Annotated in this window: 20 protein-coding genes and 1 tRNA gene; 12 read left to right on the top strand and 9 right to left on the bottom strand. The window is 70.0% G+C overall.

The annotated features are described in order from the left end of the window. The coding region (locus AC08OQ_RS06050; protein ID WP_476611939.1) for a GAF domain-containing protein at positions 1 to 559 on the bottom strand (559 nt) is incomplete at its 3' end. A gap of 113 nt (positions 560 to 672) precedes the next feature. After that, on the bottom strand, positions 673 to 912 hold the full coding sequence (locus AC08OQ_RS06055; RefSeq protein WP_462186491.1) for a mycoredoxin: 240 nt from the start codon (positions 910 to 912) through the stop codon (positions 673 to 675). Between the two features lie 94 nt (positions 913 to 1,006). On the opposite strand from AC08OQ_RS06055, the gene AC08OQ_RS06060 reads away from it, so the two are divergent. From AC08OQ_RS06060 to AC08OQ_RS06075, 4 genes are all read left to right on the top strand, one after another. Then, entirely contained in the window at positions 1,007 to 3,220 is a 2,214-nt protein-coding gene (locus AC08OQ_RS06060; protein WP_462186490.1) for an ATP-dependent DNA helicase UvrD2, read from the top strand. Between the two features lie 167 nt (positions 3,221 to 3,387). After that, entirely contained in the window at positions 3,388 to 3,663 is a 276-nt protein-coding gene (locus AC08OQ_RS06065; RefSeq protein ID WP_476600065.1) for a hypothetical protein, read from the top strand. Positions 3,664 to 3,773: 110 nt separating this feature from the next. Continuing rightward, complete coding sequence (locus AC08OQ_RS06070; RefSeq protein WP_011438164.1) at positions 3,774 to 4,064, top strand: WhiB family transcriptional regulator; 291 nt, start codon at positions 3,774 to 3,776, stop codon at positions 4,062 to 4,064. Between the two features lie 148 nt (positions 4,065 to 4,212). Beyond that, a complete protein-coding gene (locus AC08OQ_RS06075; protein ID WP_476600063.1) occupies positions 4,213 to 5,754 on the top strand; it encodes an alkaline phosphatase family protein in 1,542 nt (513 codons plus the stop codon). A gap of 32 nt (positions 5,755 to 5,786) precedes the next feature. Here the strand turns inward: AC08OQ_RS06075 and AC08OQ_RS06080 are convergent, their stop codons facing one another. The 3 genes from AC08OQ_RS06080 to AC08OQ_RS06090 form a co-directional block, all read right to left on the bottom strand. Continuing rightward, complete coding sequence (locus tag AC08OQ_RS06080; protein WP_476600062.1) at positions 5,787 to 7,379, bottom strand: ABC1 kinase family protein; 1,593 nt, start codon at positions 7,377 to 7,379, stop codon at positions 5,787 to 5,789. A 113-nt stretch (positions 7,380 to 7,492) separates the two neighbouring features. Beyond that, positions 7,493 to 8,719, bottom strand: coding sequence for a ThiF family adenylyltransferase (locus tag AC08OQ_RS06085; protein ID WP_476600060.1), 1,227 nt, complete (start codon positions 8,717 to 8,719; stop codon positions 7,493 to 7,495). Positions 8,720 to 8,895: 176 nt separating this feature from the next. Then, entirely contained in the window at positions 8,896 to 10,263 is a 1,368-nt protein-coding gene (locus tag AC08OQ_RS06090) for a zinc-dependent metalloprotease (RefSeq protein ID WP_462188352.1), read from the bottom strand. A gap of 328 nt (positions 10,264 to 10,591) precedes the next feature. Between AC08OQ_RS06090 and AC08OQ_RS06095 the strand changes: the two genes are divergently transcribed. The 3 genes from AC08OQ_RS06095 to AC08OQ_RS06105 all read left to right on the top strand — a co-directional run bounded on the left by AC08OQ_RS06095 (position 10,592) and on the right by AC08OQ_RS06105 (position 12,569). Continuing rightward, positions 10,592 to 10,912 (top strand): molybdenum cofactor biosynthesis protein MoaE, encoded by a 321-nt coding sequence (locus tag AC08OQ_RS06095; RefSeq protein WP_476600058.1) that lies wholly within the window; start codon positions 10,592 to 10,594, stop codon positions 10,910 to 10,912. A gap of 60 nt (positions 10,913 to 10,972) precedes the next feature. Then, on the top strand, positions 10,973 to 11,248 hold the full coding sequence (locus tag AC08OQ_RS06100; protein ID WP_462188354.1) for a hypothetical protein: 276 nt from the start codon (positions 10,973 to 10,975) through the stop codon (positions 11,246 to 11,248). Positions 11,249 to 11,531: 283 nt separating this feature from the next. Then, positions 11,532 to 12,569 carry a YlbL family protein gene (locus tag AC08OQ_RS06105; protein ID WP_476600056.1) on the top strand — a complete coding sequence of 346 codons (1,038 nt, stop codon included), beginning with the start codon at positions 11,532 to 11,534 and terminating at the stop codon, positions 12,567 to 12,569. A 129-nt stretch (positions 12,570 to 12,698) separates the two neighbouring features. Here the strand turns inward: AC08OQ_RS06105 and AC08OQ_RS06110 are convergent, their stop codons facing one another. Continuing rightward, positions 12,699 to 13,205: a PPA1309 family protein gene (locus AC08OQ_RS06110; protein ID WP_011438157.1), complete on the bottom strand. Its 507-nt coding sequence runs from the start codon at positions 13,203 to 13,205 to the stop codon at positions 12,699 to 12,701. 93 nt (positions 13,206 to 13,298) lie between these two features. On the opposite strand from AC08OQ_RS06110, the gene AC08OQ_RS06115 reads away from it, so the two are divergent. Beyond that, complete coding sequence (locus tag AC08OQ_RS06115; RefSeq protein ID WP_476600055.1) at positions 13,299 to 16,352, top strand: UPF0182 family membrane protein; 3,054 nt, start codon at positions 13,299 to 13,301, stop codon at positions 16,350 to 16,352. A 77-nt stretch (positions 16,353 to 16,429) separates the two neighbouring features. Next, positions 16,430 to 16,506 (top strand) — tRNA-Met (locus AC08OQ_RS06120). A gap of 396 nt (positions 16,507 to 16,902) precedes the next feature. On the opposite strand, the gene AC08OQ_RS06125 is transcribed toward AC08OQ_RS06120, so the two are convergent. Together AC08OQ_RS06125 and AC08OQ_RS06130 are read right to left on the bottom strand one after the other, a co-directional pair. Continuing rightward, positions 16,903 to 17,289, bottom strand: a complete 387-nt coding sequence (locus tag AC08OQ_RS06125; RefSeq protein WP_476601849.1) for a DUF6907 domain-containing protein — start codon at positions 17,287 to 17,289, stop codon at positions 16,903 to 16,905. 117 nt (positions 17,290 to 17,406) lie between these two features. After that, positions 17,407 to 17,895 carry an Lrp/AsnC family transcriptional regulator gene (locus tag AC08OQ_RS06130; protein WP_476601850.1) on the bottom strand — a complete coding sequence of 163 codons (489 nt, stop codon included), beginning with the start codon at positions 17,893 to 17,895 and terminating at the stop codon, positions 17,407 to 17,409. A 192-nt stretch (positions 17,896 to 18,087) separates the two neighbouring features. Between AC08OQ_RS06130 and AC08OQ_RS06135 the strand changes: the two genes are divergently transcribed. The 3 genes from AC08OQ_RS06135 to AC08OQ_RS06145 all read left to right on the top strand — a co-directional run bounded on the left by AC08OQ_RS06135 (position 18,088) and on the right by AC08OQ_RS06145 (position 22,229). Further along, on the top strand, positions 18,088 to 19,494 hold the full coding sequence (locus AC08OQ_RS06135) for an aspartate aminotransferase family protein (protein WP_476601851.1): 1,407 nt from the start codon (positions 18,088 to 18,090) through the stop codon (positions 19,492 to 19,494). 32 nt (positions 19,495 to 19,526) lie between these two features. Next, positions 19,527 to 20,957 carry a gamma-aminobutyraldehyde dehydrogenase gene (locus tag AC08OQ_RS06140; protein WP_476601852.1) on the top strand — a complete coding sequence of 477 codons (1,431 nt, stop codon included), beginning with the start codon at positions 19,527 to 19,529 and terminating at the stop codon, positions 20,955 to 20,957. A gap of 228 nt (positions 20,958 to 21,185) precedes the next feature. After that, a complete protein-coding gene (locus AC08OQ_RS06145; protein WP_462186228.1) occupies positions 21,186 to 22,229 on the top strand; it encodes an alpha/beta fold hydrolase in 1,044 nt (347 codons plus the stop codon). A gap of 397 nt (positions 22,230 to 22,626) precedes the next feature. Here AC08OQ_RS06145 and AC08OQ_RS06150 read toward each other — a convergent pair whose 3' ends face one another. Next, entirely contained in the window at positions 22,627 to 22,887 is a 261-nt protein-coding gene (locus AC08OQ_RS06150) for a hypothetical protein (RefSeq protein ID WP_462186209.1), read from the bottom strand. Positions 22,888 to 23,090 lie beyond the last annotated feature (203 nt).

The raw sequence follows: 23,090 nt of genomic DNA on the forward strand, positions 1-23,090 counted from the left end.
GCGCGATGGTCTGCGGGGTGGGTATCCGCCCCGGTGGGCGCGGGGCCGCCGGTGGGCCCGGGGGGGTCGGGCCGCCGGGCGGCCGGGGACCGTTCGCGGAGACCGTCGGCGGGCTCGGCACGGGAACGTCCCCGGTGGCCGCGAGTGCATCGGCCACCCCGCGCAGCAGGGCCAGGATGTCGGCCGATACGATCACCTTGCTGCGGTCCAGGCCGACGAGGAGGCCCACCAGCCGACCGTCCGCGCGGACCACCGGCATCGTGACATGACTGCGTATCCCGAGCTGGCGGTATTCGGCCGTGTCGGATCCGGCGTGCGTCGGGCCGAGACCGGACGCCGTGGCGGGCGTGCCGTCGAGCACGCGGGCGACCAGGCTGTCCCCCCGGGGGTAGTGCGTTCCCTCGTCGAGACCAGCGGAGGGACCTGTCACCCGGAGATAGCTCGCGGTCGTCGTCGATACCACGACGAAACAGGCCGTCTCCATCCGGTGAAGGGCACTGGCGGCCCGCAGCGCGGCATCGACGGTGCTCCACGCCTGTTCTGAAGGTGCTGACGACACAGGCCGAACTCTCCCACAAACTTCACGGGCAGTGACGGACACCGTCCCACGAGCCGGCCGCGTGTGCAGTGGGAAGGTAAGAACTCCCGAGATGTCGTTGCTCTACGTATCCGTTATGCGGCAGAAGTGACCTTCTCTGTGACTTGGCGAAGGCTTGGGTTCGTCATCACAGTGCCATCGGGAAAGAGCACGGTCGGTACGGTCGCGTTCCCGTTGTTCGCATCGCGGACACGTTGCTCTGCTGTCGGGTCCTGCTCGATATCAACGGTCGTGTACTCGACGCCGGCATGGTCGAGTTGGCGCTTCAGCCGAACACAGTAGCCACACCAGGAAGTCGTGTAGATCGTGAGCACGAAAGGGCCTCCAAGCCGCTGGTGACACAACGGTTCATGTAACCCCACCGCGGCGCCGTCGGTTCCCGCCGCGCGGCGGGGACTACCGTATCGGATGATGTCCGGACCGCCTGCCCTCGCCGCCCAGGCCGCCCGTGTGCGGTCGGGCAACGATCTGCTCGCCGCGCTCGATCCCGAACAGCGGGTCGCGGCCGGAGCTCCGCTCGGACCGGTCTGCATCCTCGCCGGCGCCGGTACGGGTAAGACGCGCACCATCACCCATCGAGTCGCGCACATGGTCGCGCAGGGGGGGGTCGGGCCGGGTCAGATCCTGGCGGTGACCTTCACAGCCAGGGCCGCGGGAGAGCTGCGCGGCCGGTTGCGGGCCATGGGTGTTGATGGAGTGCAGGCCAGGACGTTCCATTCCGCGGCTCTCAAGCAACTGTTGTACTTCTGGCCGCCGGTCGCCGGGGTCGCGCTGCCCAGGGTGGAGAAGAGCAAGATCCCGTACGTGGTGCGGGCGGCCGCCCGCCTGCACCTGCGGCCGGACCGGGCCGAGCTGCGCGACCTCACCTCGGAGGTCGAGTGGGCGAAGGCGACGCTTGTGGGCCCGGCGGACTACGCCCGGATGGCGGCGGCGAGCGGGCGGGAGACCGCCACCCCCCCCGAGACGGTCGCCCGGCTCTACGCCGCGTACGAGGAGGTCAAGCGCGACGCCGGTGTGATCGACATGGAGGATCTGCTGCTGCTGACCGCGGCGATGATCGAGGAGCACAGCTGGGTCGCGGCCGAGGTCAGGGCCAGATACCGCCATTTCGTCGTTGACGAGTATCAGGATGTCAACGACCTGCAACAGCGTGTCCTCGACGCCTGGCTGGGGGAGCGCGACAGCCTCTGTGTCGTCGGGGACCCCCATCAGACGATCTATTCGTTCACCGGGGCGTCGCCCGAGCACCTGCTCGGGTTCCCGCGCCGGTTCCCGGACGCGGCCGTGGTGCGTCTGATCCGGGACTACCGGTCCACCCTCCAGGTGGTCGAACTCGCGAACACCCTGATGCGGGCGGCCCCGGCGGCCCGCCTCATCGCTGCCCGCCCGGAGGGTCCCGCCCCGGTGTGGCTGGAGTGCGACAGCGAGCCGGCGGAAGCCGCCGCGGTGGCGTCCCGGATCCGCCGGCTGCTCGACCAGGGCGTGCCGGCGAGTGAGATCGCCGTGCTGTATCGCACGAATGCCCAGTCCGAGGCGTATGAGGCGGCGATCGGCGGGGCCGGCATCGCTTACCTGCTCCGGGGCGGGGAGAAGTTCTTCGAGCGGAGCGAGGTCGTCGCAGCCATGCGGTTGCTGCGGGCCGCGGTGCGCTCTGCCGACACCGACCGCCCGGAGGGACTCACGGCCGTCGTCGCCGACATCCTCGCGGCGCTCGGCTGGCGGGCGGACCAGCCGACGGTGGGCTCGGGCGCCGAGCGGGAACAATGGGAGAACCTCGCCGCGCTGCACCGGCTGGCCGGCGATCTCGCCGCCCGTTCGCCCGAGGCCGACCTTGAGGCCTTCGTCGCCGAGCTCGGCGACCGCGCGACCCACGAGCATCAGCCGACGGTGCAGGGGGTGACCCTGTCGACCCTGCACACCGCCAAGGGCCTGGAATGGGATGCGGTGTTCCTCGTCGGGCTGACCGAGGGCACGCTTCCCCTCGTCCATGCCAGGACCGCCGAGCAGATCGCCGAGGAACGTCGCCTGCTCTACGTCGGGGTGACCAGGGCCCGCAGGCACCTTGTCCTGTCCTGGGCGCTGTCCCGGGCAGAGGGCGGCCGGCGGTCGCGGCGGCCGTCCCGGTTCCTCGACGATCTGCGCCCGATGCGCCGGGAGCCCGCGGCCGGCGTCCGCCACGGGGGGCGAGGCGAGGGCACGAGGCCCGTGGCTGGGGCGGAGGAGGCCAGCCCGGGTCGGTCCCGGAGCAGATCGGCGGTGCGGTGCCGGACGTGCGGCCGGTCGTTGACGGGTGTGCATGCGCGGGTCGGACGCTGCGAGGGCTGCCCCGGCGACGTCGACGCCGCGCTGTTCGAGCGCCTGCGGGCGTGGCGTTCGGCGCGGGCGAAGGAACAGGGGGCACCGGCCTTCGTCGTCTTCACCGACGCCACGCTGCAGGCGATCGCCGAGAGCCGGCCGAGCACGGTGGCCGAGCTCGTGCGGCTGCCCGGCATCGGACAGGCCAAACTCGACCGTTACGGGGAGGACGTACTCGCCCTCGTCTCGGGGCGCACGCCGCCGCCGGTCGGGTCGCCGCCGGTGGCGGAGTCATTGGAGCCCGGCACGCCGCCCGACGCTTCGTAACTGGAAGTGTCCGCGGCGCGACACAGAAAATATGTTGTGGTTCGCGCGGCGAGCTTCTACCGTCACCGAGGACGCCTGAAGCAGGCATGTGGAGTGATACCCGTCGGCACCCACGGACTCCGGCACCCACGGACTCCCGAGCCCACAGAGAAGGAGGTGATTTCGTCATGTTCAGCATTGTGATGGACAGAGCTGTCGCCGAGATCACCCGTCCGTGGGAGAACCGGCACGGCGCGGCCTTCATGAATGCCGTCGTCGGTGCCGTCATTGGTGCGCCCGCCGACCGTGGTACGTCCGCCGCCGTCCTCACGGTCCAAGCCGATGATCTGTCGGCCCAGGAGTCCGCGTTCCCGAACCCGGCGGGGAGCGTGGCGTCGGCGTCCGGCTATGCACACCGTCACCTCACCTTCCGGGGATCCGCCCACGATCCGCTCCTGGACTAGCGCCGACTGGAGCCGAATCCGAGGCCGCGGATCCCGATGGGGACCGCGGCCTTTGTCGTTTCGCTTCCTTCATCCCACCCGAAGACCAACCTGTCTCGGAGGTGACACCGGTGTTCGACCCCTCGGTCGTTTCCCGGATCGAGCGGGATCGTCTCGTCCTGCCCTGCTGGGACGTAGATCCTGACATGTTCTTCGCTGAGTCCCCGGCGGACGTGGAGACCGCCAAGGCCGTCTGCCGAACCTGCCCTATCCGGGCGGCGTGCCTGTCCGCCGCGCTCGACCGTGCCGAGCCCTGGGGAGTGTGGGGTGGCGAGCTGCTGGTGACCGGTAGCGTCGTCCCGCGCAAGCGGCCCCGCGGCCGTCCGCGCAAGGAGCGCAAGGAAGAAGAGGTCGCCGCCTGAGCCCTCCGTGCCACCCGTTGATCACATGGGGGCGGCGGTGGCATCGCCGCACCAGCACGGGCGGGACACCGGATCGTCGGTGTCCCGTCCACCGGTGTTGCCGCGCTTTTTCTTCCGGTGGTGCCCGCGGCCCCGGTACTGTTCCGGCGTGCCCAGCAGCGAGCGTGTCTACCCGGTGTCCACAGGTGCGGGTCCGGCCGGAGCGCCGGGACTGACCGCATCCGACGATCTTTCTCTGGCCGTTGCCGTCCTCACCAGTCCCGAGCTGGCCGCGATCGTGGATCTCGTGGCCTGGGTCGATTCCGGCTGGCTCTACGTGGCGAACGCGATCGGTTCGTCGCGGTTGCCGGTGGCCGATCCGGACGGTCCCCGGGAGCTCCGCTTCGGGCGTGACCCGCTCGGGTCGGAGGATCCGATGCACGGCGTGCCGCTCGCGGCGGCGCTCGCCGACCCGTCACCACCGAACGAGCGCAACTCCTACCCGTTCGCCGGACGGCGACTGCTGTCCGCCTTCGCCGATCCCAGCCGTTCACCCGATCTGATCGTCGTACACACCCCCCGGCACTACTGGCCCGACCGCGGCGGCCACCTGGGTGAGCACGGATCGTTGGATGCCGGCCAGTCCCGGGCTCCGCTGATCCTGTCCGGCGCGGGCGTGCGGGCCCGGGGCCCGCGGGCCGGCGCGGCGCGGGTCATCGACATCGGACCCACCCTCGCGGCCCTCGCCGGCGTGACCATGGCGGATGTGGAGGGGACGCCGCTCACCGATCTGGTGGGCCCAGGGGCCCGGTACGTCGTCGGCCTGCTCTGGGACGGGGCAAACAGCAATGACGTCCTGCACCTCGCGCACACCGGCGAGCTGCCGGGGGTCGCGCGTCTGCTCGCCACCGGGACGGCCCTGACCGGTGGCGCGATCGCCGAGTTCCCCAGCGTCACGTTGACCAACCACACCTCCGCGCTCACCGGAGTCGGGCCGGGCCGGCACGGCATCCTGCACAACGTGTACTTCGACCGGGCGACCGGCGAGCAGGTCATCGTCAACGACGTGCGGACCTGGCATTCCGCGTGCGATCAGCTTCGGGACGGGGTGGAGACGCTGTTCGAGGCCCTCGTGCGCGACCGGCCCGGGGCGACCAGCGCCTGCGTGAACGAACCGGTCGACCGGGGTGCGGACTACTCGACCTTCGGGCTCGTGCGGGCCGCCGGTAACCACGGCGGGGCCGGCGATATGGGGGACTACCTGCCTCCGGCCGACGGCGACCCGCACGCCACCGCCCACTGGGTAGGGGAGAGCGCCGACTATGCCTGGTCCACCCGGGTGGACGCGCTCGGCCTCGCGCAGGTCCAGCAGCTCTGGGCGGCGGACGCGGTGCCCCCGGACCTGATGTGGTGGAACACCACCATTACCGACACCGGGCATCACGGGGGCGGCCCGTACTCCGAGCAGGCCCGCGCCGCGCTGCGGGACGCGGACGCCCGGTTGTGCGCCTTCCTCGACCTGCTCGCCGAGCGGGATCTGCTGGCCGAGACCGCGATCCTGCTGACCGCCGACCACGGTTCGGAGGCGGCGGATCCCACCTGCCAGGGCGGCTGGGGGGCTGCGCTGCGCGCCGCCGGGGTGCGTTTCCGGGACGAGGGATACGGTTTCCTGTATCTCGGCGTCGACATCGTCGAGCAGCCGGGGGGCTGACCCGTCGGGCCAGGCCCGTCAATAAGCGTCGGTCACGGTTGCGGGGTCGGAGAAGACTCCTCGTCCGGTGCCCGGCGCGGGGCGGCCTTGCGGCCTGACCGGGGTCGAGCCGCGGCGGAGCGGTTCGCCGGGGTGGAAGGCCGGCTCGGTTCGGCCGGCTCGGCCTGCATGGGCAGCGCCGCGGGGGTGGTGGCCCGGTCGGCCGCCGCCGCAGTGTCGGCCGCCGACCTCCAGACCTCGTCCTGGACGAGAAGAGCGGGCAGGGGACGACCGGGCCGGTTGGCGTCCTCGGCCGCGCGGGCGGTCGCCGTCCCCGGTTCGGCGAACCCGGGTTGCCAGCGATCCATCTCGTCCCGGAAGCGGCCGGTGCTGCCCAGTTGGCACAGGATGCCGATCGCGCCGAGTGTCACCCGGTGGATGAGCAGGTACGACGGCGGCAGATTGAGCTGGCGACCGAGCTGTGCCGCCGCCGACCGCCAGTCTCCGAGCCTGGCGGCCTCCTTGCGCAGCCAGCCTCGGGAGAAGGTGAACTCCTCCACCGCGATCGGCTCCAGCATCGGGGCCAGATAATCCAGCAGGTCCTCGGCTCGGATTTCGGCTGACGGCGGGATGAAGCCCTCACAGCGTAGTCCCTGCTCGACGGCGTCGGCGTCCCCGGCCAGGGTCTGTCGAGCCAGCCGGCCGATCGGCGCCGGCAGGCCGTCCGGCAGGCGGTTCACGGCACCGAAGTCCAGGACGCCGAGCCGCCCGTCGGACAGCAGACGGAAGTTGCCGGGATGCGGATCCGCGTGCAGCAGACCGGCGCGACCCGGGCAGGAATAGAGAAACCGCACGAGCAGCAGGCCGGCGGCGTCGCGCTGCTCCGGGGTACCGTTCGCGATGATGACGGACAGGGGGATTCCCTCGATCCACTCGCTCACGAGCACCCGGCCGGAACCGGCCAGCGGCCAGGGGATGACGACGTCCGGGTCGTCTGCGTACGCCTCGGCGAAGGCCCCCTGCCAGGCGGCCTCCAACCGATAGTCGAGCTCCTCGGCGATCCGGGCCTTGAGCTCCTCGACCAGCGGCTTGATGTCCAGCCCGGGAGTGACCGCGCCGAACAGCCGAGCGGCCCGGCCGAGCTGGGTGAGATCGGCGAGCAGAGCGGGACCCGCTCCCGGATACTGCACCTTTACCGCGACGGCCCGGCCGTCGGCCCAGACCGCCCGATGCACCTGGCCGATGCTGGCTGCCGCCGCCGGAAGGTCGTCGAAGCTCGTGAACAGCGAGCGCCAGTCCGCTCCGAGCTCCTCGGCGAGCACGCGGTGCACCACCGCCGCCGGCAGCGGGGGCGCCGCCTCTTGCAGCCTGGTCAGCGCCGCCCGGTAGGGCCCGGCGACGTCGTCGGGAAGCACCGCCTCGAAGACGGACAGCGCCTGGCCCAGTTTCATGGCGCCACCCTTGAGCTCCCCGAGTACCCGGAAGATCTGCGCGGCGGTGCGCTGCTGGAGCTCGGAGGCGACGGCCTCGGCGGGGCGACCACCGATGCGTTTGCCGACGCCGAGGGTGGCTCGGCCGGCTATGCCGATGGGAAGCGTGGCCAGCTTGGCGGTGCGGACGACAGCCCGCCGTGGGATCTCGGACACCGCTCCATCGTGCCCTGTTCCGCGTCGTCACGGGTGCCGGCCAGGCGTAATGACTCCAGGACGCCAAATGGTTCCAGGACGTCGACGCGGCGACCGCCCGCGGAGTGGAACGGTCACGCAGGTGCCACTGGCGAAGAAGCGTCCGCCGACGCGGCCGCCGATCGGACGGTGCGGCAGGGACAGTTGGGGTGGACCGGCCAGGTGCGTCGGCGGATCCGCCAGCCGGGAACGGTGAACTCCAGCGTGCCGTCGGCGGTCACCGGTAGGACTGTGCGCGGGGGAGTCAATGCAACGAAGGTCTCATTGTTGCTGCTTGCTGTCGGTGGCAGGTAGGCCGAGTTGTCGGGATGTTGGCCAGGGGTGGGGCCCGTGACGCCGGATAGGTCGGATAGGGCGGGTGGAGGCGAGGCGGTGAGGTCCAGAAAGGCCAGGGCCTGCATGGCGGTGAGCGCGGCGACAAGACCCGCCAGGGTGATCTCGCAGGCGTCCGGCCCGGCGGCCGGGCGGTGGGCCATCTGCATGGCGAGCACCGGCCAGACCGGGTTCCGGGAGTACCGGTGGAGATGCTGGCAGTGCAGGCACGCGGTCACGGTCGGCACGACGAGCGGACCGACGATCCCCGTGGTCTCCCGCACCCCGGCCACGAGATGGGCGGTGCCCCGGCCTTCCAGGTCGAGGCACTCCCCAGGGTGGATCATCGGCAGACCGACCGGAGCCAGCACAATCAGGTCCGCGGCGAACCCGTCCTCGTCGGGCCGGCGGTGCCCGGCGGCCTGCCGGCTGGCCCGGGTCACCGCCGCGCCGGTGGCCAGGGACCGGGGACGCCCCACATCGTCGAGGCGCAGGCCGCCCGGGGAGACGTCGGCGGCGGTCGTCACCTCGGGATCGTCGATGACGACCCGGCCGATCCCGGCCGCGGCGAGCAGGGCCGCGACCTGAGCACCGACGCGACCGGCGCCGCGCACAAGAACACGCATCGCCCGGCGGGTGGCGAGGACCCGGCGCGCACCGGCCGGATCCTCTGATACCAGGGACAGCGCCGCCAGATCGGGCGACAGGCGGTCATGCTCGACCGCGGGCAGCGGTGCCGCACCGGGAGGCGCCGTGGCGTCGTCCAGCAGGCCGGCCTCGGCGAGCAGGTCGAGCAGGACCCGGCCGGCGGGAGTGCCATCGAGACGCAGCTGCTCCAGCGTGCGGCTGCCGTCGAGGGCGTCGAGCAGGGCGGCGTCTGACGGGGCCAGGTCGGCGAGGAGGACGGCGCGTGCGGTGTCGATGCCGAGCTGCAGGGTGGAGCTGTTGTGCCAGAGCCGGCGCAGGCCCGGCTTGAGGATCGGGCGCATGGATCCTCCGGGTGTTCCCGCCGGCCGGTCGAGGCCGGGGAATCGGACCAGGATGGGCCGGTCACGGCGACCGGCGGATCCTCAGCGTGGCACGTCCGACCGGCGAAGGGGGAACGCCCGTGGATCGCTGTGGACGTGCTGTGGACGAAACTGTGGATCACCCCGGTCCGCCCGGGTTACCTGTCCGGCTTGTCTGGTCCGTCGGATCCGCCATCGGCGGGTGGGGCGCCGCGGAGTTTCTCGATTTCGCCGATCGGGTCGTCGAGCGCGCTCGACGGCGCGCCGGACACGAACGCCTCCGGGGCGGCGAGATCTGCCGCGGTGGGCAGCAGATCGGGATGTGCCCACAGCGCGTCGCGACCCTCGTGACCCCGGGCGTCCCGTACCGCCTCCCACAAGGCGGCGGCCTCCCGCAGCTTGCGTGGCCGCAGGGAGAGACCGACCAGCGTGGCGAAGGTCTGCTCGCCCGGACCGCCTTCGGCGCGACGGCGCCGCACCATTTCGCGTAGTTTGCCCGCGGCCGGCAGATGACCGGCGGCCGCGGCGTCCGTTACATGATCGACCCAGCCCTCGATCAGCGCGAGGATCAGTTCGAGACGGGCGAGCGCGGCCTTCTGCTCGGGGGTGGTGGCGTCGCTGAACACGTCCTCGCCGAGCGCCTCCGACAGCCGTTCAGGATTCATCAACGCCGTCGGGTCGACCATCCGCATCACCCGTCCGACGGCCTCGGTGTCCACCGCGATGCCGCGGGCGTACTCCTCCACCGCGCCCAGGACGTGGGCGCGTAGCCAGGGGACGTGCGCGAACAGCCGGTTGGACGCGGCCTCCCGCAGCGCCAGGTAGATGCGTACCTCGTCCTCGGGGATCTCCAGGCCCTGACCGAAGGCGACGACACCCGCTGGGATCAGGGCTGCGGTTCCGACCGGTCCGAGCGGCAGCCCGACCTCGGTGGAGGAGACGACCTCGGCGGCCAAGGTGCCGATCGCCTGCCCCACCTGGGCGCCGAACAGCATCCCGCCGACCCGGTTCATCATCTGCATAATGGGGCCGCCGGTGGCCATCAGCCCGCTGAGGTTGAGCCCCGGGGGGAGCGCGCCGCGCAGCTCACTCGGCAGCTCGATCCCGCCGCCACCGAGTTGGTTCAGCCCGCTGGAGATCCCAGTGCGCATCGCCTCGACGACCTTCGTGGCGATCGGGTCGCAGAGGGTCTGCCAGACCGGCAGGGTCTTCTCGATCCACTCCTGCCGCGACCAGGCCTCGGCCGCCGTGGCTCCGGCCGGCAGCGAGGTCACCGCGTCGAGCCAGACGTCGGCGATCCGCATCGCCTCGCCCACCGGCTCCCGCTGGGCCGTGGACACCGCGGAGTCGGTGTCGCCGAGGAATCTGACGGCCACCTGGCGGGCCAGCTCCCAGTTGACCGGACCGCCATGCCAGGACAGCAGCCGTTCGAGCTCGGCAAAGAACGGGGCGCCGCCACCGAAGGGGGGTCGGGGCTCGTCGCCGCCGCCAGCGGGCGTGAAGCCGAACGGGAAGTTGCCACTCATCGGCCGTAGCCTCCTCGGGAGGCGGGCAGTCGCACGCGCAGTTGGCACATGAACCCACGGTAATGCGTTTTCTGCCCAACGGGCGAAACGGCGCTGGCCCCGACCGTTACGGTCGTAGCTGTGGAACCGACGTGTTCTCTGGCGGGGCCCCGCCGACCGCTCCCGCGTCACCCGCGCCTCCTTCGTCACCTTCGCCGTCTCCGTCGTCCGCGCCGGACCCGGACCCGGTCGCGCGGGTGACGCTCGCCGAGATCCGGGACGGCGCTCTGTCGGTGGACGAGTGCCTGGCTGCCGTGCGGTTCCCCGGTGTGGGGGGATCGCCCTGTTCGTGGGCACTGTCCGGGACCAGGACCAGGGCCGCGGGGTGACCGACCTGACGTATCAGGCGCATCCCCGGGCCGGCACGGAGATCGCCCGGGTCGCCGGCGACGTCGCCGCGACCGCACCGGTGCTGGCCGTCGCGGTGGTTCACCGTACCGGTCACCTCGCCGTCGGGGACACCGCCGTGATCGTGGCGGTCGGCGCGGCCCACCGGGCGGAGGCTTTTGCCGCCTGTCGTCGTCTGATCGATGACATCAAGGAGCAGGTTCCCATTTGGAAACACCAGATTTTTGCGGATGGCGCGGCGGAATGGGTAAGCGCCTGCTGATCGGGGCACCCTACGATAGAAATAAGTCATCTTCTTGCCCGTCTCGACGTCGAGGCTCCCATGTGGTTCCTGTTGATCCCCCCCGTCGCCGTGCTCATAACTCTTGCGTGGGTCGCCCTACGCAGCCGTCCCGACCGCACCTCCGAAGCCATGATCACGATTGAGGGCTACCGGCGCAGTATGGCCGCGCTGGCCCGACCGATCCCCACCCAGCACGAGGTTCGTACCGTTACCGCCCTCGACGAACCCGGCCATCCCGGCCATCCCGGGCGGTCCGCCGCGGCCGGGGCACCGCCCTCCGAGAGACACACGGCGCCGCCGTCCGAGTCCACCTGATCGTCTCCGTCCGGCGGCCGGGGCATCTCACCGGCCGCCGGACGGCGGTTCAGGACCGAGTGATCCTTCGAGTCCCTCGACCGTGCTTTTGATCTCGCTCTTTACTCCCCACTTCCCGGCCTTCCGCGCGGCCTTCCGGGACTCCGCCACGGCCTTCCGCCGCGCCTTTCGGGCCACCGAATGCCTTTCGGCACCGATCATCGCAACCCCGGGCCGTCGTGGCGAACCTCGGTTCCCGGACGCTGGGACGAGGGTTGTGAGCCCTGGTACATAGACTGTGAGCATGGTCCGGCGCACCCAGACCCTCGTGGTCGCGTCGGTACTGGCTTTGGTTCTCGTGGTCGCGGGGCTGTGGATGCCGGTACCGTTCGTCACCTTGGCCCCCGGGCCGGTCACCGACACTCTCGGCAGCGTCGACGGGACGTCCTTGATCACCGTGGAAGGCCGGCGGACCTATCCGACCGCCGGCAAGCTCGAGCTGACCACGGTCGAGGAGACGCCCCGGCTCAACCTCGTCACCGCGCTGCAGGACTGGTCCGACTCCGACCGGGCGGTGGTGCCCAGCGAGCTGATCCGGCCGCCCGGTTCGAGTCAGGAGCAGATCCAGCAGGAGAACGCGCAGGCGATGCTCGACTCGCAGGACCAGGCGACCGCGGCAGCGCTCGCGCAGCTCGGTATCGCGCCCACCGGCCGTTCGGTCGTGGTCGCCGGGGTCCCCGCGGGCTCCCCGGCCACCGGCAAGCTGACGCCGGGCGATGTGATCACGAAGGTCGGCGGGGTGGCCGTGGCCAACCAGGAGGAGCTGCGCCGGCAGGTCGGGAAGGTGACTCCGGGCCATCCCGTGACGGTCACCTATCAGCGCGACGGAAAGACGGCCACGGCCACCGTCACGACTCGGGCCGCCACCGACGACCCCGCTCGCGCCATGATCGGTGTCACCACGACGGAGAAGCGGACCTACCCGTTCACGGTTCGTATCCGTATCTCGGATGTCGGCGGGCCGAGTGCCGGGCTGATGTTCGCGATGGGCATCGTGGACCTTCTCACCCCCGGCGCGTTGACCGGGGGAAAGATCATCGCTGGCACCGGGACGATCACCTCCGTCGGTGAGGTGGGACCGATCGGCGGTATCCAGCAGAAGATCCTCGGGGCCAGGGCGTCCGGGGCATCGATCTTCCTGGTCCCCGCGGGGAACTGCGGCGACGCCCGCGCGATTGACTCCGGCGGTCCGCGCCTGGTGAAGGTTGAATCGCTGGCGGGCGCGCTGAAGGCCGTCGACGCCCTCCGGGCGAATCCGGCCGCGGCGGTGCCGTCCTGCTGAGCGCGCCCCAAGCGTGCCCCATCCGTGCCATGCGCCATCCGTGTGCGCCCGGTGCTGCTGTTGTGCCCGGTGGCGCCGGTGCCGGAAGGGGACGGGCGGCTGCCGTGCGCCGCCGCCCGCCGGGTCGACTCACTGGAAGGTCGCGAGCAGCCCGTCGACGAGGTTGTCGGCCAGATCCGGATCGATGACGAGTTCGTCGTCTCCGCGGACTCGCAGGCAGGACGCGTGCAGCCCGCTGCGGGTGACTCCGACGGCGAGGCGGACGTCCTGGCGTTCGGGATGGTTCGCCGCCCAGTACTCGATCTCGTGATCGGAGTACGGAGCCTCCTCCTCCGCGCTGGGCGGCAGGACGACAAGCTCGGTGACCAGCACGCACCCGAGCACCTCCGGCGGCCATCCGATCCCCGCCAGCACCTCGTCGAGCCGTCCCACCGGCAGCGGTTCCTGCTCGACCGGGGTCAGTGACCCAGGCGGGGAGTCGCCGATGTGGGGGGCCAGCGCGGGTTCTCGCGCCAGCAGGTCGGCGGTGTCGGCCAGCGCGTAGACCTGGCTGGGCTGATCCCACCCGGAATCGGCGACGTGCCGCTCGACCTCGAGTACGACGGAGGTCAACTCCGTGATGTTCGGGCTGTTCACCGACCCATCCTCTCCGATCTCCCCAGAGCCCTTGGCGTAGGTTGCCGTACTAGCGCGGTACGCGCCCCGAATCACCGACGCACGGAGGAACCTGTGGCAACCACCAGTCGCCGCCCGGTGCTGACCCGCACCAAGGTGCTCGTGCCGGTGCTGCTTGTCATCGTCCTCGCGATCACGATCATCGCCGTCTTCACTCAGCTATACACTGACCTGCTGTTCTACCGCTCGATCGACTTCAGCAGGGTGTTCACCACAGTCCTCTACACCCGGATTTTGCTGTTCGTCCTCTTCGGCGCGGTAATGGCGATCATCGTCGGAACCAACATCGTACTTGCGTACCGGCTACGGCCGCCGCTTCGGCCGTTGTCGACCGAGCAGCAGAACCTGGAACGTTACCGGTCGGCGATCGAGCCGTACATGCTGCTGATCCTGCTCGCGGTCACGACGCTGTTCGGCCTGGCCGCGGGCCTGTCCGCCGCCGGCCAGTGGCGGACGTGGCTGCTGTGGGTGAACGGCGAGTCTTTCGGGACCCCTGATCTGCAGTTTCACCGGGACATCAGCTATTACGCGTTCAGCTATCCCTTCCAGCGGTTCCTGCTCGGCTTCCTGCTGACCGCGGTGCTGCTGTCGTTGCTCGTCACCCTGCTGACCCACTACCTGTTCGGCGGAATCCGGATGCAGACCCCGGGGGAACGGGTGACCCCGGCGGCGAAGGCGCACATCTCGGTGCTGCTCGGGCTGCTCGCCCTGCTCAAGGCGTGGGCGTATTACCTCGACCGGTTCGGCTCGGTGTTCTCCTCGCGCGGGGTGGGGACCGGTGCGTCCTACACCGATGTACACGCCGTGCTGCCGGCGAAGCTGATCCTGCTGTTCATCTCGCTGGCCTGCGCGGTGCTGTTCATCTACAACATCTTCCAGCGGGGCTGGACGCTGCCGCTGCTCGGCGCGGGCATCCTCGTCCTGTCCTCGATGGTGATCGGCGGAATCTACCCGGCGATTGTCCAGCAGTTCCAGGTCCGGCCGAACGAGGCGACCCGCGAGGAGCCCTACATCGCGCGCAACATCGCGGCGACCCGGGCCGCCTACGGCATCCAGGACGTCGAGCCGCAGGACTATGCCGCCAGCACCGACGTCACCGCCCAGCAGGTCGCCGCCGACACCGGCACGGTCCCCAACATCCGCCTGCTCGACCCCAGCAAACTCTCCCGGACGTTCCAGCAGCTCCAGCAGTTCCGCGGCTACTATGGTTTCCCGCCGACTCTCGACGTCGACCGGTACACCGTCATAGGGGCGGACAAGAAGCCGACGACCCAGGACTACATGGTATCGGTGCGGGAGCTGAACCAGGCCGGGCTGGGAACGCAGCAGCGCAACTGGATCAACGAGCACCTGACCTATACCCACGGCAAGGGATTTGTCGCGGCGCCGTCGAACACCGTCGACGTGGGGCGCCCCGACTTCGATCACGGCGTGAGCGGTTTCCCGCAGGACGGTACCTTCGGTATCAAGGAGAACCGGGTCTACTTCGGGGAGATGTCGCCGTCGTATTCCATCGTCGGCACCAGGCAGATGGAGATCGACGGGCCGGGGCCGGGAGAAACCCAGGTCACCACGACCTACCAGGGCGACGGTGGGGTCTCGATCGGCTCGACCTTCCGTCGGGCGCTGTTCGCGCTGCGGTTCGGGGAGAAGAACATCCTGCTCTCCGGCGACATCACGAAGAACTCCCGGATCCTGTACGAGCGAAACCCGCGGGACCGGGTCAGCAAGGCAGCGCCCTGGCTCACCCTCGACGGAGACCCGTACCCGGCGATCGTCAACGGCCGGATCACCTGGATTCTCGATGGTTACACAACCTCTGACGGCTATCCCTACTCCGCCCGGCGCACTCTGGGTGACGTGACCGCCGACTCGGTGACCACCCAGAGCGGCAACCGCACCCGGCAGGCCTCGAACCAGGTCAACTACATCCGTAACTCGGTGAAGGCGACGGTGGACGCCTACAACGGCACCGTCACCCTCTACGCCTGGGATGAGTCCGACCCGGTGCTACGGACCTGGATGAGGGCGTTCCCGGACACGGTGAAGCCGAAGAGTGACATCCCACCGTCCCTCCGGGCACACCTGCGTTATCCGGAGGACCTGTTCAAGGTCCAGCGTGATCTGATCGGGCAGTACCACATCTCCAACCCGCGGGACTTCTACTCCCAGGAGGACTTCTGGGATGTGTCCGACTCGCCGGATGGAAGCGGGCAACCCCAGCCGCCGTTCTACGTCTACAGCCAGCTTCCCGGGCGCAAGGGCCCGTCCTACAACCTCACCTCACCGTTGATCTCCGCCCGGTCCTCGAAGCTCGCGGCGTACATGGCGGTGTCCAGTGACCCCGCCAACTACGGCCGGTTCACTCTGCTCAAACTGCCGGCGGGGAACACGATCAACGGTCCGGTCCAGGTGCAGAACGCCATCGAGGGCAACGGCGACGTGGCCAAACAGCTGTCACTATGGCGCAGCGGGGGAGCGACCACGATCGAGGGCAACCTGCTGACCCTGCCCGTGGCCGGCGGGCTGCTCTACGTCGAGCCCTACTACGTCCAGGCCAGGGGAAGCACCGGCTACCCGACCCTGCAGGGGGTCGCCACGGCCTTCGGCGACCGCATCGGTTTCGGTACCTCGCTGGGTGAGGCCTTGGAGAAGGTCTTCGGCGCCGGCGCCGGTGCCGCGGCGGCCGGGGCCGGAACCGGGGCCACGACCACGGACACCGGTCAGGACAGCACGCCGGCCCCCAGATCAGGGCAGGGCGGGACAGGCGTCCCGCCGCCGGGGCAGACCGCGCTGCAGGACGCCGTGGGCGACGCTGACCGCGCCTACCAGGCGGGGCAGGACGCCCTGGGCAAGAGCCCGCCGGACTTCACCGCCTACGGGAAGGCCCAGAGCGAGCTGGCTGATGCGCTGGGTCGCCTGTGTACTCTGTCGAGTCCGGCGGCGACGCCACCCGCTGCCACGGCATCATCCGGTGCATCGGTAGCCGCGTCACCGGTCCCCGCGTCACCGGCCGCCAAGCCACCGGCTCCGTCCCCTTCGGCGACCGTGGCCGGCGGCGACGCTCCCGGTCCACCGGGGGCCCGGGCCGCCCCGGCACCCGGCTAGTCCCGAAAGTCCCACATTGGGGCCGCCATCGGTTTGACAGCTACCGATGGCGGCCCTGTATAGTGAAGGCACACCGACGCGGGGTGGAGCAGCTCGGTAGCTCGCTGGGCTCATAACCCAGAGGTCACAGGTTCAAATCCTGTCCCCGCTACCAGTCGAAAGCACCCTCGGAATTTTTTTCCGAGGGTGCTTTCGCATTTATGGGGACGTAATGAAGTAACAAATACGTGATCGAGAGCATCATCGCAGGTCACAGGCCTGTGGAGGGTTCGAAACGCGCAAGTTATTTCATTTCGACTCCTATGCAGGCATCATTATCACGAGCATCATTATCACGAGCCGTTTTCATCGGAATCCGCCCGGTCCTTCCCCCGGTCGGCGACCCGGGCGCCCGGCCGGGATGCGCGCCGACACCCGGCGGCGCGACACCCGGCGGCGCGGGCCCGGATCGGCGGTCGTCCACGCCCGGGACACACGGTGGCGGCCTGGGACCCGCCCCCGGCCTGGCGGCCATCGGCGGCGGGTTCTCCCGCGGCGGCCCGTCCCGGGATCAGCGGGGGGTGGTTCCCGGGGTTCGCCACGGGCTCGCCGGACGCACCGCCTCGGCCGCCCGCACCAGCGATTGGGCCAGCCGGCGGGCCTCGTCCGGATCCAGGTAGGCCGCGGCAAGGGTGTCGAGCATGGGCGCATCCAACCGGAGCAGGATGACCGGAGCCTTCCCGGCGCTCGCCGGTGGCTCGGGACGCACCGTTATCTCCGCCTGCCCGATCCGGGTAACCATAATGCCGTCCTGCGGGTCATGGTGGACCAGCGCCATGTTCACCCCATCGTGTGTCCGGGCCAAGGTATTTGAAGTTCGTTGCGCATGTTGGACTCTTGTTGTGGCCGCTTGGTTGTTCCCATCGGCGGTACAAACGGTGACACCCCCGAACCGCATACCCGCCCGCGTCGCCGCACCCGGCAGCCCGTCGGCAGGTCCTGCGCCCTATCGATGTTCGACCCGGCCCGGCTTCCCCTCCGGCCTGGCGGCCCGCGCTGTCGGCACCCGGACGTTTCAGCGTGCTCCCCACGTGTAGGTCTGCTTGACCAGCCGCAGGTAGACGAACGTCTCGGTGGCGAGGACCTGTGGCAGGGCGCGGATCTGCTCGTTGATCAGTTCGAGCAGGTGCTCGTCGTTCTCGGCGACGATCTCCACGATGAGATCGAAGGATCCGGCCGTCAGGACGACGTAATCGACCTCGGGCAGCGCGGCAATCGTGTCGGCGACGACGCGGGTGTCCCCGGTGACCCGTACCCCGATCATCGCTTCCCGGTGGAAGCCCACCCGGAGCGGGTCGGTGACGGCGACGATCTGCATGATGCCGGCGTCGAGCAGACGCTGTACCCGTTGGCGCACGGCCGCCTCGGAGAGCCCGACCGCCGCCGCCATGGCCGCATAGGACCGCCGGCCGTCCTGCTGCAGTTGCTCGATGATGGCTTTGTTGACATCGTCCAGCAGGGTGCCGGAGCTGAGTCGCTGGCCGGGCGACCGTCGCGACTGCACCCGGCGTCCTCCTCGGTCCTCCGTGGCGGTTCCCCACGCCCGTTCACGCTGGCCTGTCCCTGCTGCCATCGTATGGCCGTCGATGAGTGAACTGGGAAGCGAGCTTTATCCACGCAATCTTCGACGGATTCAATCGTAAAGCTGCCGATCAGGCTACTCTTTCAGTGGCTGATCGGTGGAAAGGATGCGTGGATGGTGTCGAATGTGATCGCTTCCGGGAGCGGTGTGACCCGGGCCGTGCCGCAGGCCAGAGCCGCGGAGCTGGCCGCGCGCGAGTTCGCCCGCCTCAACGCCCGCACCCGGGGCTCGGAGGCGCTGCATGCGCGGGCGGTGCGGTCGATGACCTCCGGGGTGCCGTCGTCCTACCAGGTACGTGATCCCTGGCCGATCTACCTCACCCGCGGTCTCGGGCCGAAGGTCTGGGACGTCGACGGCAACGAGTACGCCGACTTCCACAACGGGTTCGGTTCGATGGTGCAGGGGCACGCCCACCCGGCGATCGTGCGGGCCGTGACCGAGCGGGTGGCGCTCGGTACGCACTTCGCGATGCCCACCGAGGACTCCGTGGTGGTCAGCGAGGAGTTGGCCTGCCGCTTCGGGCTGCCGCAGTGGCGCTACGTCAACTCCGGCTCCGAGGCGACGATGGACGCGATCCGCATCGCCCGCGGTGTCACCGGCCGCGACACGATCGTCAAGATCTTCGGTTCGTACCACGGGCACCACGATTACGTGATGGTGTCGATCGGGACCCCGTACGACGACATCGGTCCGGCCGAGCATATGAACTCGCTGGGTTACGGTGCCGGGATCCCCCGGGTAGTCGTCGACCTCACGGTGCCGGTCCCCTTCAACGACGCTCCGGCGATGGAGCGGCGGATCGCCGCGCTCGCCGCTGAGGGACGCCTGCCCGCCTGTGTGATCATGGAGGCGGCGATGATGAACCTCGGCGTCGTCCTGCCGGAGCCCGGTTACCTGGCGGCGGTCCGGGAGATCACCTCCCGGTACGGGGTCATCCTGATCTTCGACGAGGTCAAGACGGGGCTGTGTGTCGCGGCCGGTGGGGCCACCGAGAGGTTCGGCGTGCGCCCGGACATGGTGACCCTGGCCAAGGCGCTCGGTGGCGGGCTGCCGTCCGGGGCGATCGGCGCGACGGCGGAACTGATGGAGGTCGTGGCCTCGGACCGGGTGAAACAGGTCGGCACGTACAACGGCAACCCGCTGACCATGGCCGCCGCCCGGGCGAGCCTGTTCGAGGTGCTCACCCCCGACGCCTACACCCACCTCGACCGGCTGGGTGGCCGGTTGACCGCCGGCTGCGACGAGATCCTGGCCCGCCACGGCATTCCCGGCTACACCGTCGGCATCAGCTCGAAGGGATGCGTGCACTTCACCGACGCGCCGATCCGTGACTACACCTCGTTCATGGCGCACCAGAACGCCGAGTTGCCCGAACTGGCCTGGCTCTACAACGCCAACCGCAACGTCCTCATGGCGCCCGGGCGCGAGGAGGAATGGACGTTGTCGGTGCAGCACACCGACGCCGACGTCGACCGTTACCTCGACAGCCTCGACCAGATGGCCCGGGACCTCGTTGGCTGAGCCGGCCCGATCCCCCAGGAGGGACTAGAGACATGGATGCGATCTTCGCCAATCTCATTGGTGGCGTCTCCACCCCGGCCGTCGATGGCGAGACAATGCCCATCCTGAACCCGTCGACGGCGGACCTGCTGGCGCAGGCACCCCGGTCGGGGCCGGCCGACGTCGACGCAGCCGTGCGGGCCGCGAGCGCGGCGTTCGAGGGCTGGCGGGACACCACGCCCGCGCAGCGGTCCCGGGCACTGCTGCGGGTGGCCGACGCGCTGGAGGACCGGGCCGACGAGGTCGCGGCGGTGGAGAGCGCGAACACCGGCAAACCGCTGCGGCTTACCGTGGACGAGGAGGTCGGGCCGTCCGCCGACCAGATCCGGTTCTTCGCCGGGGCCGCGCGGCTGCTCGAGGGCCGGTCGGCCGGCGAGTACCTGGCGGGGCACACCAGTTGCGTCCGCCGCGAGCCCATCGGGGTCTGCGCCCAGGTCACGCCCTGGAACTACCCGCTGATGATGGCGGTCTGGAAGGTCGCGCCGGCGATCGCGGCGGGCAACACCGTCGTGCTCAAGCCCTCCGACACCACCCCGGCCTCCAGTCTGCTGCTCGCCGAGATCGCCGCGGAGTTCCTCCCGCCCGGCGTGCTCAACGTGGTGTGCGGCGATCGTGACACCGGACGCGCGCTGGTGGCCCATCCGGGCCCGGCGATGGTCTCGGTGACCGGCAGCGTGCGGGCCGGGATGGAGATCGCCCGGGCCGCGGCGGACTCCTTGAAGAGGGTGCACCTCGAACTCGGGGGCAAGGCGCCGGTCATTGTCTTCGACGACGTGGATCCGGCGGTGGTGGCGCGGCAGATCGCCGAGGCCGCGTACTTCAACGCCGGCCAGGACTGCACGGCAGCGACCAGGGTGCTGGCCGCGCCGGGCGTCCACGACGACCTCGCCGCCGCCCTGGCCGAGGCGGCCGGGAAGACGGCGACCGGATCGCCGGAGGAGCCCGACGTCGACTACGGGCCCCTCAATAACGCGGGCCAACTGGCCCGGGTGAGCGGTTTCGTGGAGCGGGCACCTGAACATACCGAGGTGCTCGCCGGCGGTGCTCCGCTGGACCGGGCGGGCTACTTCTACCCGGCCACGGTCATCTCGGGTCTGCGCCAGGACGACGAGCTTATCCAGTCCGAGGTGTTCGGCCCGGTCATCACGGTGCAGCGGTTTGACTCGGAGGACACCGCGGTCGTCTGGGCCAACGGGGTCGAGTACGGCCTGGCCTCCAGCGTCTGGACCCGCGATCACGGCCGGGCCCTGCGGGTCGCCCGCCGGCTGGACTTCGGCTGCGTATGGATCAACACGCACATCCGGCTGGTGGCGGAGATGCCGCACGGTGGGTTCAAGAAGAGCGGGTACGGCAAGGATCTGTCGGTCTACGGCCTGGAGGACTACACCAGGATCAAGCACGTGATGAGCAACATCGAGTTCTGACCACCAGGTCTGACCACCGGGGTGGAACCGAGTTCTGGCCACCAGGTTCTGGCCGCCAGGTCGGAGTGGTCGGGCGCGGGGAGCCGGGTACGAGTCCCGGGCCGGCTCCCGGGGTAGGCCGTGGAAGTAGGATGGTGTGCTTCGAGCCGGGGTGATCGCCGGTCCGGGGCGGGTGGGTGGCGGCGAGTGAGGAAGAATCCAGCCTCGGTCGTGGCATCGGCAGACGGGATGACGAGCACCGAAGGCGGCCGTGCCTACGGCGTGCCCCGGGTGAGCCCGCTGACCTCCCGCTTCGTCACGGTCCACGGGTACCGGCGGTGCTATCTGCGGGCCGGGCGCGGCCCGGTTCTGCTGCTCATCCACGGCATCGGGGACAACGCGCGCACCTGGGCCTCGATCATCCCGGAGTTGGCCCGCCGGCACACCGTCATCGCCCCCGACCTGCTGGGACACGGGGAGTCGGACAAACCGCGCGGTGACTACTCGGTGGCCGGCTACGCGTGCGGGATGCGTGACCTGCTCACCATCCTCGGGATCGAGCGCGCCACGGTCGTCGGGCACTCGCTGGGCGGCGGGGTGGCCATGCAGTTCGCCTACCAGTTCCCGGAGCGCTGCGAGCGGTTGGTGCTGGTCGCCACCGGCGGGGTCGGGCCACACCTGCATCCCGCGCTGCGGGCGGCGGCCGTGCCCGGAGCCGGGGCGCTGCTGTCCCTGATCGGCATGCCGCCGGTGCGGGTCGCCGGCTGGGCCGGAATGCACGCGCTGCGCCTGCTGCACACCGATCTCGGGCGGGACGCCGACGATCTCCTGAACGTCTTCGACTCGCTGGGCGTACCCACCGCGCGGGCGGCGTTCCTGCGCACGCTACGGTCGGCGGTGGACGGGCATGGGCAGTCCATCACGATGCTGGACCGGTGCTACCTCGCCGCTGGGATGCCCTCGCTGATCGTCTGGGGTGACCGGGATGCCGTCATCCCGGCTGAGCACGCGTGGATGGCGCACGAGGCGATGCCGGGGAGCCGCCTGGAGATCTTCGCCGGTGCCGGGCATTTCCCCCATCACACTGACCCCGAACGCTTCCGGGCGGTTCTCGAGGATTTTCTGGCGACCACCCGGCCGGCGAGTCACTCCCCGCAGCAGTGGCGGGCGATGCTGCGTGAGCACGGCCGCTCGACCAGGACCACGGAAGCATCCGGGGCCGCCGCCCAGCCGTCGGGCGCGCGTTCGACCCCGGCGGAAGCCGTGGGTCGTGGCCTCACCCGGAGCCGATAAACGGGCACGGCCGCCGGCCATGGCGGGGCCGGGATCCGCCGTTATACGTTCACCGAGGTGACCCGTCGCATCGGGGTGGACCCGCTATGCATCGACGACCCAGTTGGCCATCCATAGCCATGCCTTGCGGGAAGTCGCCCGGCGAGATGCGTCGGTGCCGTTCTCGGCTGAACCGCTCTCGCGGAAGGTCTTCCCGGTCACCGATGGATCCGGCCAGTCGAGGATCAAGGACTCTCGTACCTCTTGCCGTGTCGCCTGTTCGGGCCAGGGTCTTCGCGTGATGCGCTGTCTTCCGGCGCGGGTCTGCATTAACTGGTCGGCACCCGCTATCGTGGAGTTCAACGGGCAGGCCGGCGTCAATATGGCCTATCCTTGGTGGCGTAACATCAAAGTCCTCTCAAATCTCGGAGGTCGACCCTTGGCACGCCGTGCACGACTCAGCTGGCCCCAGGAACGGCGCCAGGCGAGTGAGGTGGTTGTCCGCCGGGTCGACCCCGGTCGAGGCTGGACCCTGGAACAGGCTCGTGACCTGGTACGACAGGGATACTCCGTCGAGCATGTGGCGGAACGCACCGGGTTTCCGGAGCAGATGCTGAAAGTCGCAGAGGAGGACTGAGGGGACGTAATGAAGTAACAAATACGTGATCGAGAGCATCATCGCAGGTCACAGGCCTGTGGAGGGTTCGAAACGCGCAAGTTATTTCATTTCGACTCCTGAGTGCAGCCTCCCGCCATCCCGGTGCCAAGAAAGTGCCACGGTGCGCCATCGTCGGCCGCCGGCGCGGGAGTGAGTGTTATCCCTTTCGTGGGTCAATCCGCAGGTTCGGGGAACCGGTCTTTCCCGGCTCTTCGAAGTTAAGC

This window comes from Frankia sp. CcCS3, assembly GCF_977927575.1.

Coding starts and splice junctions, on each gene's coding strand:
- AC08OQ_RS06100 (WP_462188354.1), top strand. CDS start 10,973: ATGTGGTTCCTGTTGATCCCCCCCGTCGCCGTGCTCATAACTCTTGCG.
- AC08OQ_RS06065 (WP_476600065.1), top strand. CDS start 3,388: ATGTTCAGCATTGTGATGGACAGAGCTGTCGCCGAGATCACCCGTCCG.
- AC08OQ_RS06085 (WP_476600060.1), bottom strand. CDS start 8,719: ATGCGCCCGATCCTCAAGCCGGGCCTGCGCCGGCTCTGGCACAACAGC.
- AC08OQ_RS06125 (WP_476601849.1), bottom strand. CDS start 17,289: ATGCGGTTCGGGGGTGTCACCGTTTGTACCGCCGATGGGAACAACCAA.
- AC08OQ_RS06140 (WP_476601852.1), top strand. CDS start 19,527: ATGGATGCGATCTTCGCCAATCTCATTGGTGGCGTCTCCACCCCGGCC.
- AC08OQ_RS06060 (WP_462186490.1), top strand. CDS start 1,007: ATGATGTCCGGACCGCCTGCCCTCGCCGCCCAGGCCGCCCGTGTGCGG.
- AC08OQ_RS06150 (WP_462186209.1), bottom strand. CDS start 22,887: ATGATGCTCTCGATCACGTATTTGTTACTTCATTACGTCCCCTCAGTC.
- AC08OQ_RS06105 (WP_476600056.1), top strand. CDS start 11,532: ATGGTCCGGCGCACCCAGACCCTCGTGGTCGCGTCGGTACTGGCTTTG.
- AC08OQ_RS06090 (WP_462188352.1), bottom strand. CDS start 10,263: ATGAGTGGCAACTTCCCGTTCGGCTTCACGCCCGCTGGCGGCGGCGAC.
- AC08OQ_RS06135 (WP_476601851.1), top strand. CDS start 18,088: ATGGTGTCGAATGTGATCGCTTCCGGGAGCGGTGTGACCCGGGCCGTG.
- AC08OQ_RS06145 (WP_462186228.1), top strand. CDS start 21,186: ATGACGAGCACCGAAGGCGGCCGTGCCTACGGCGTGCCCCGGGTGAGC.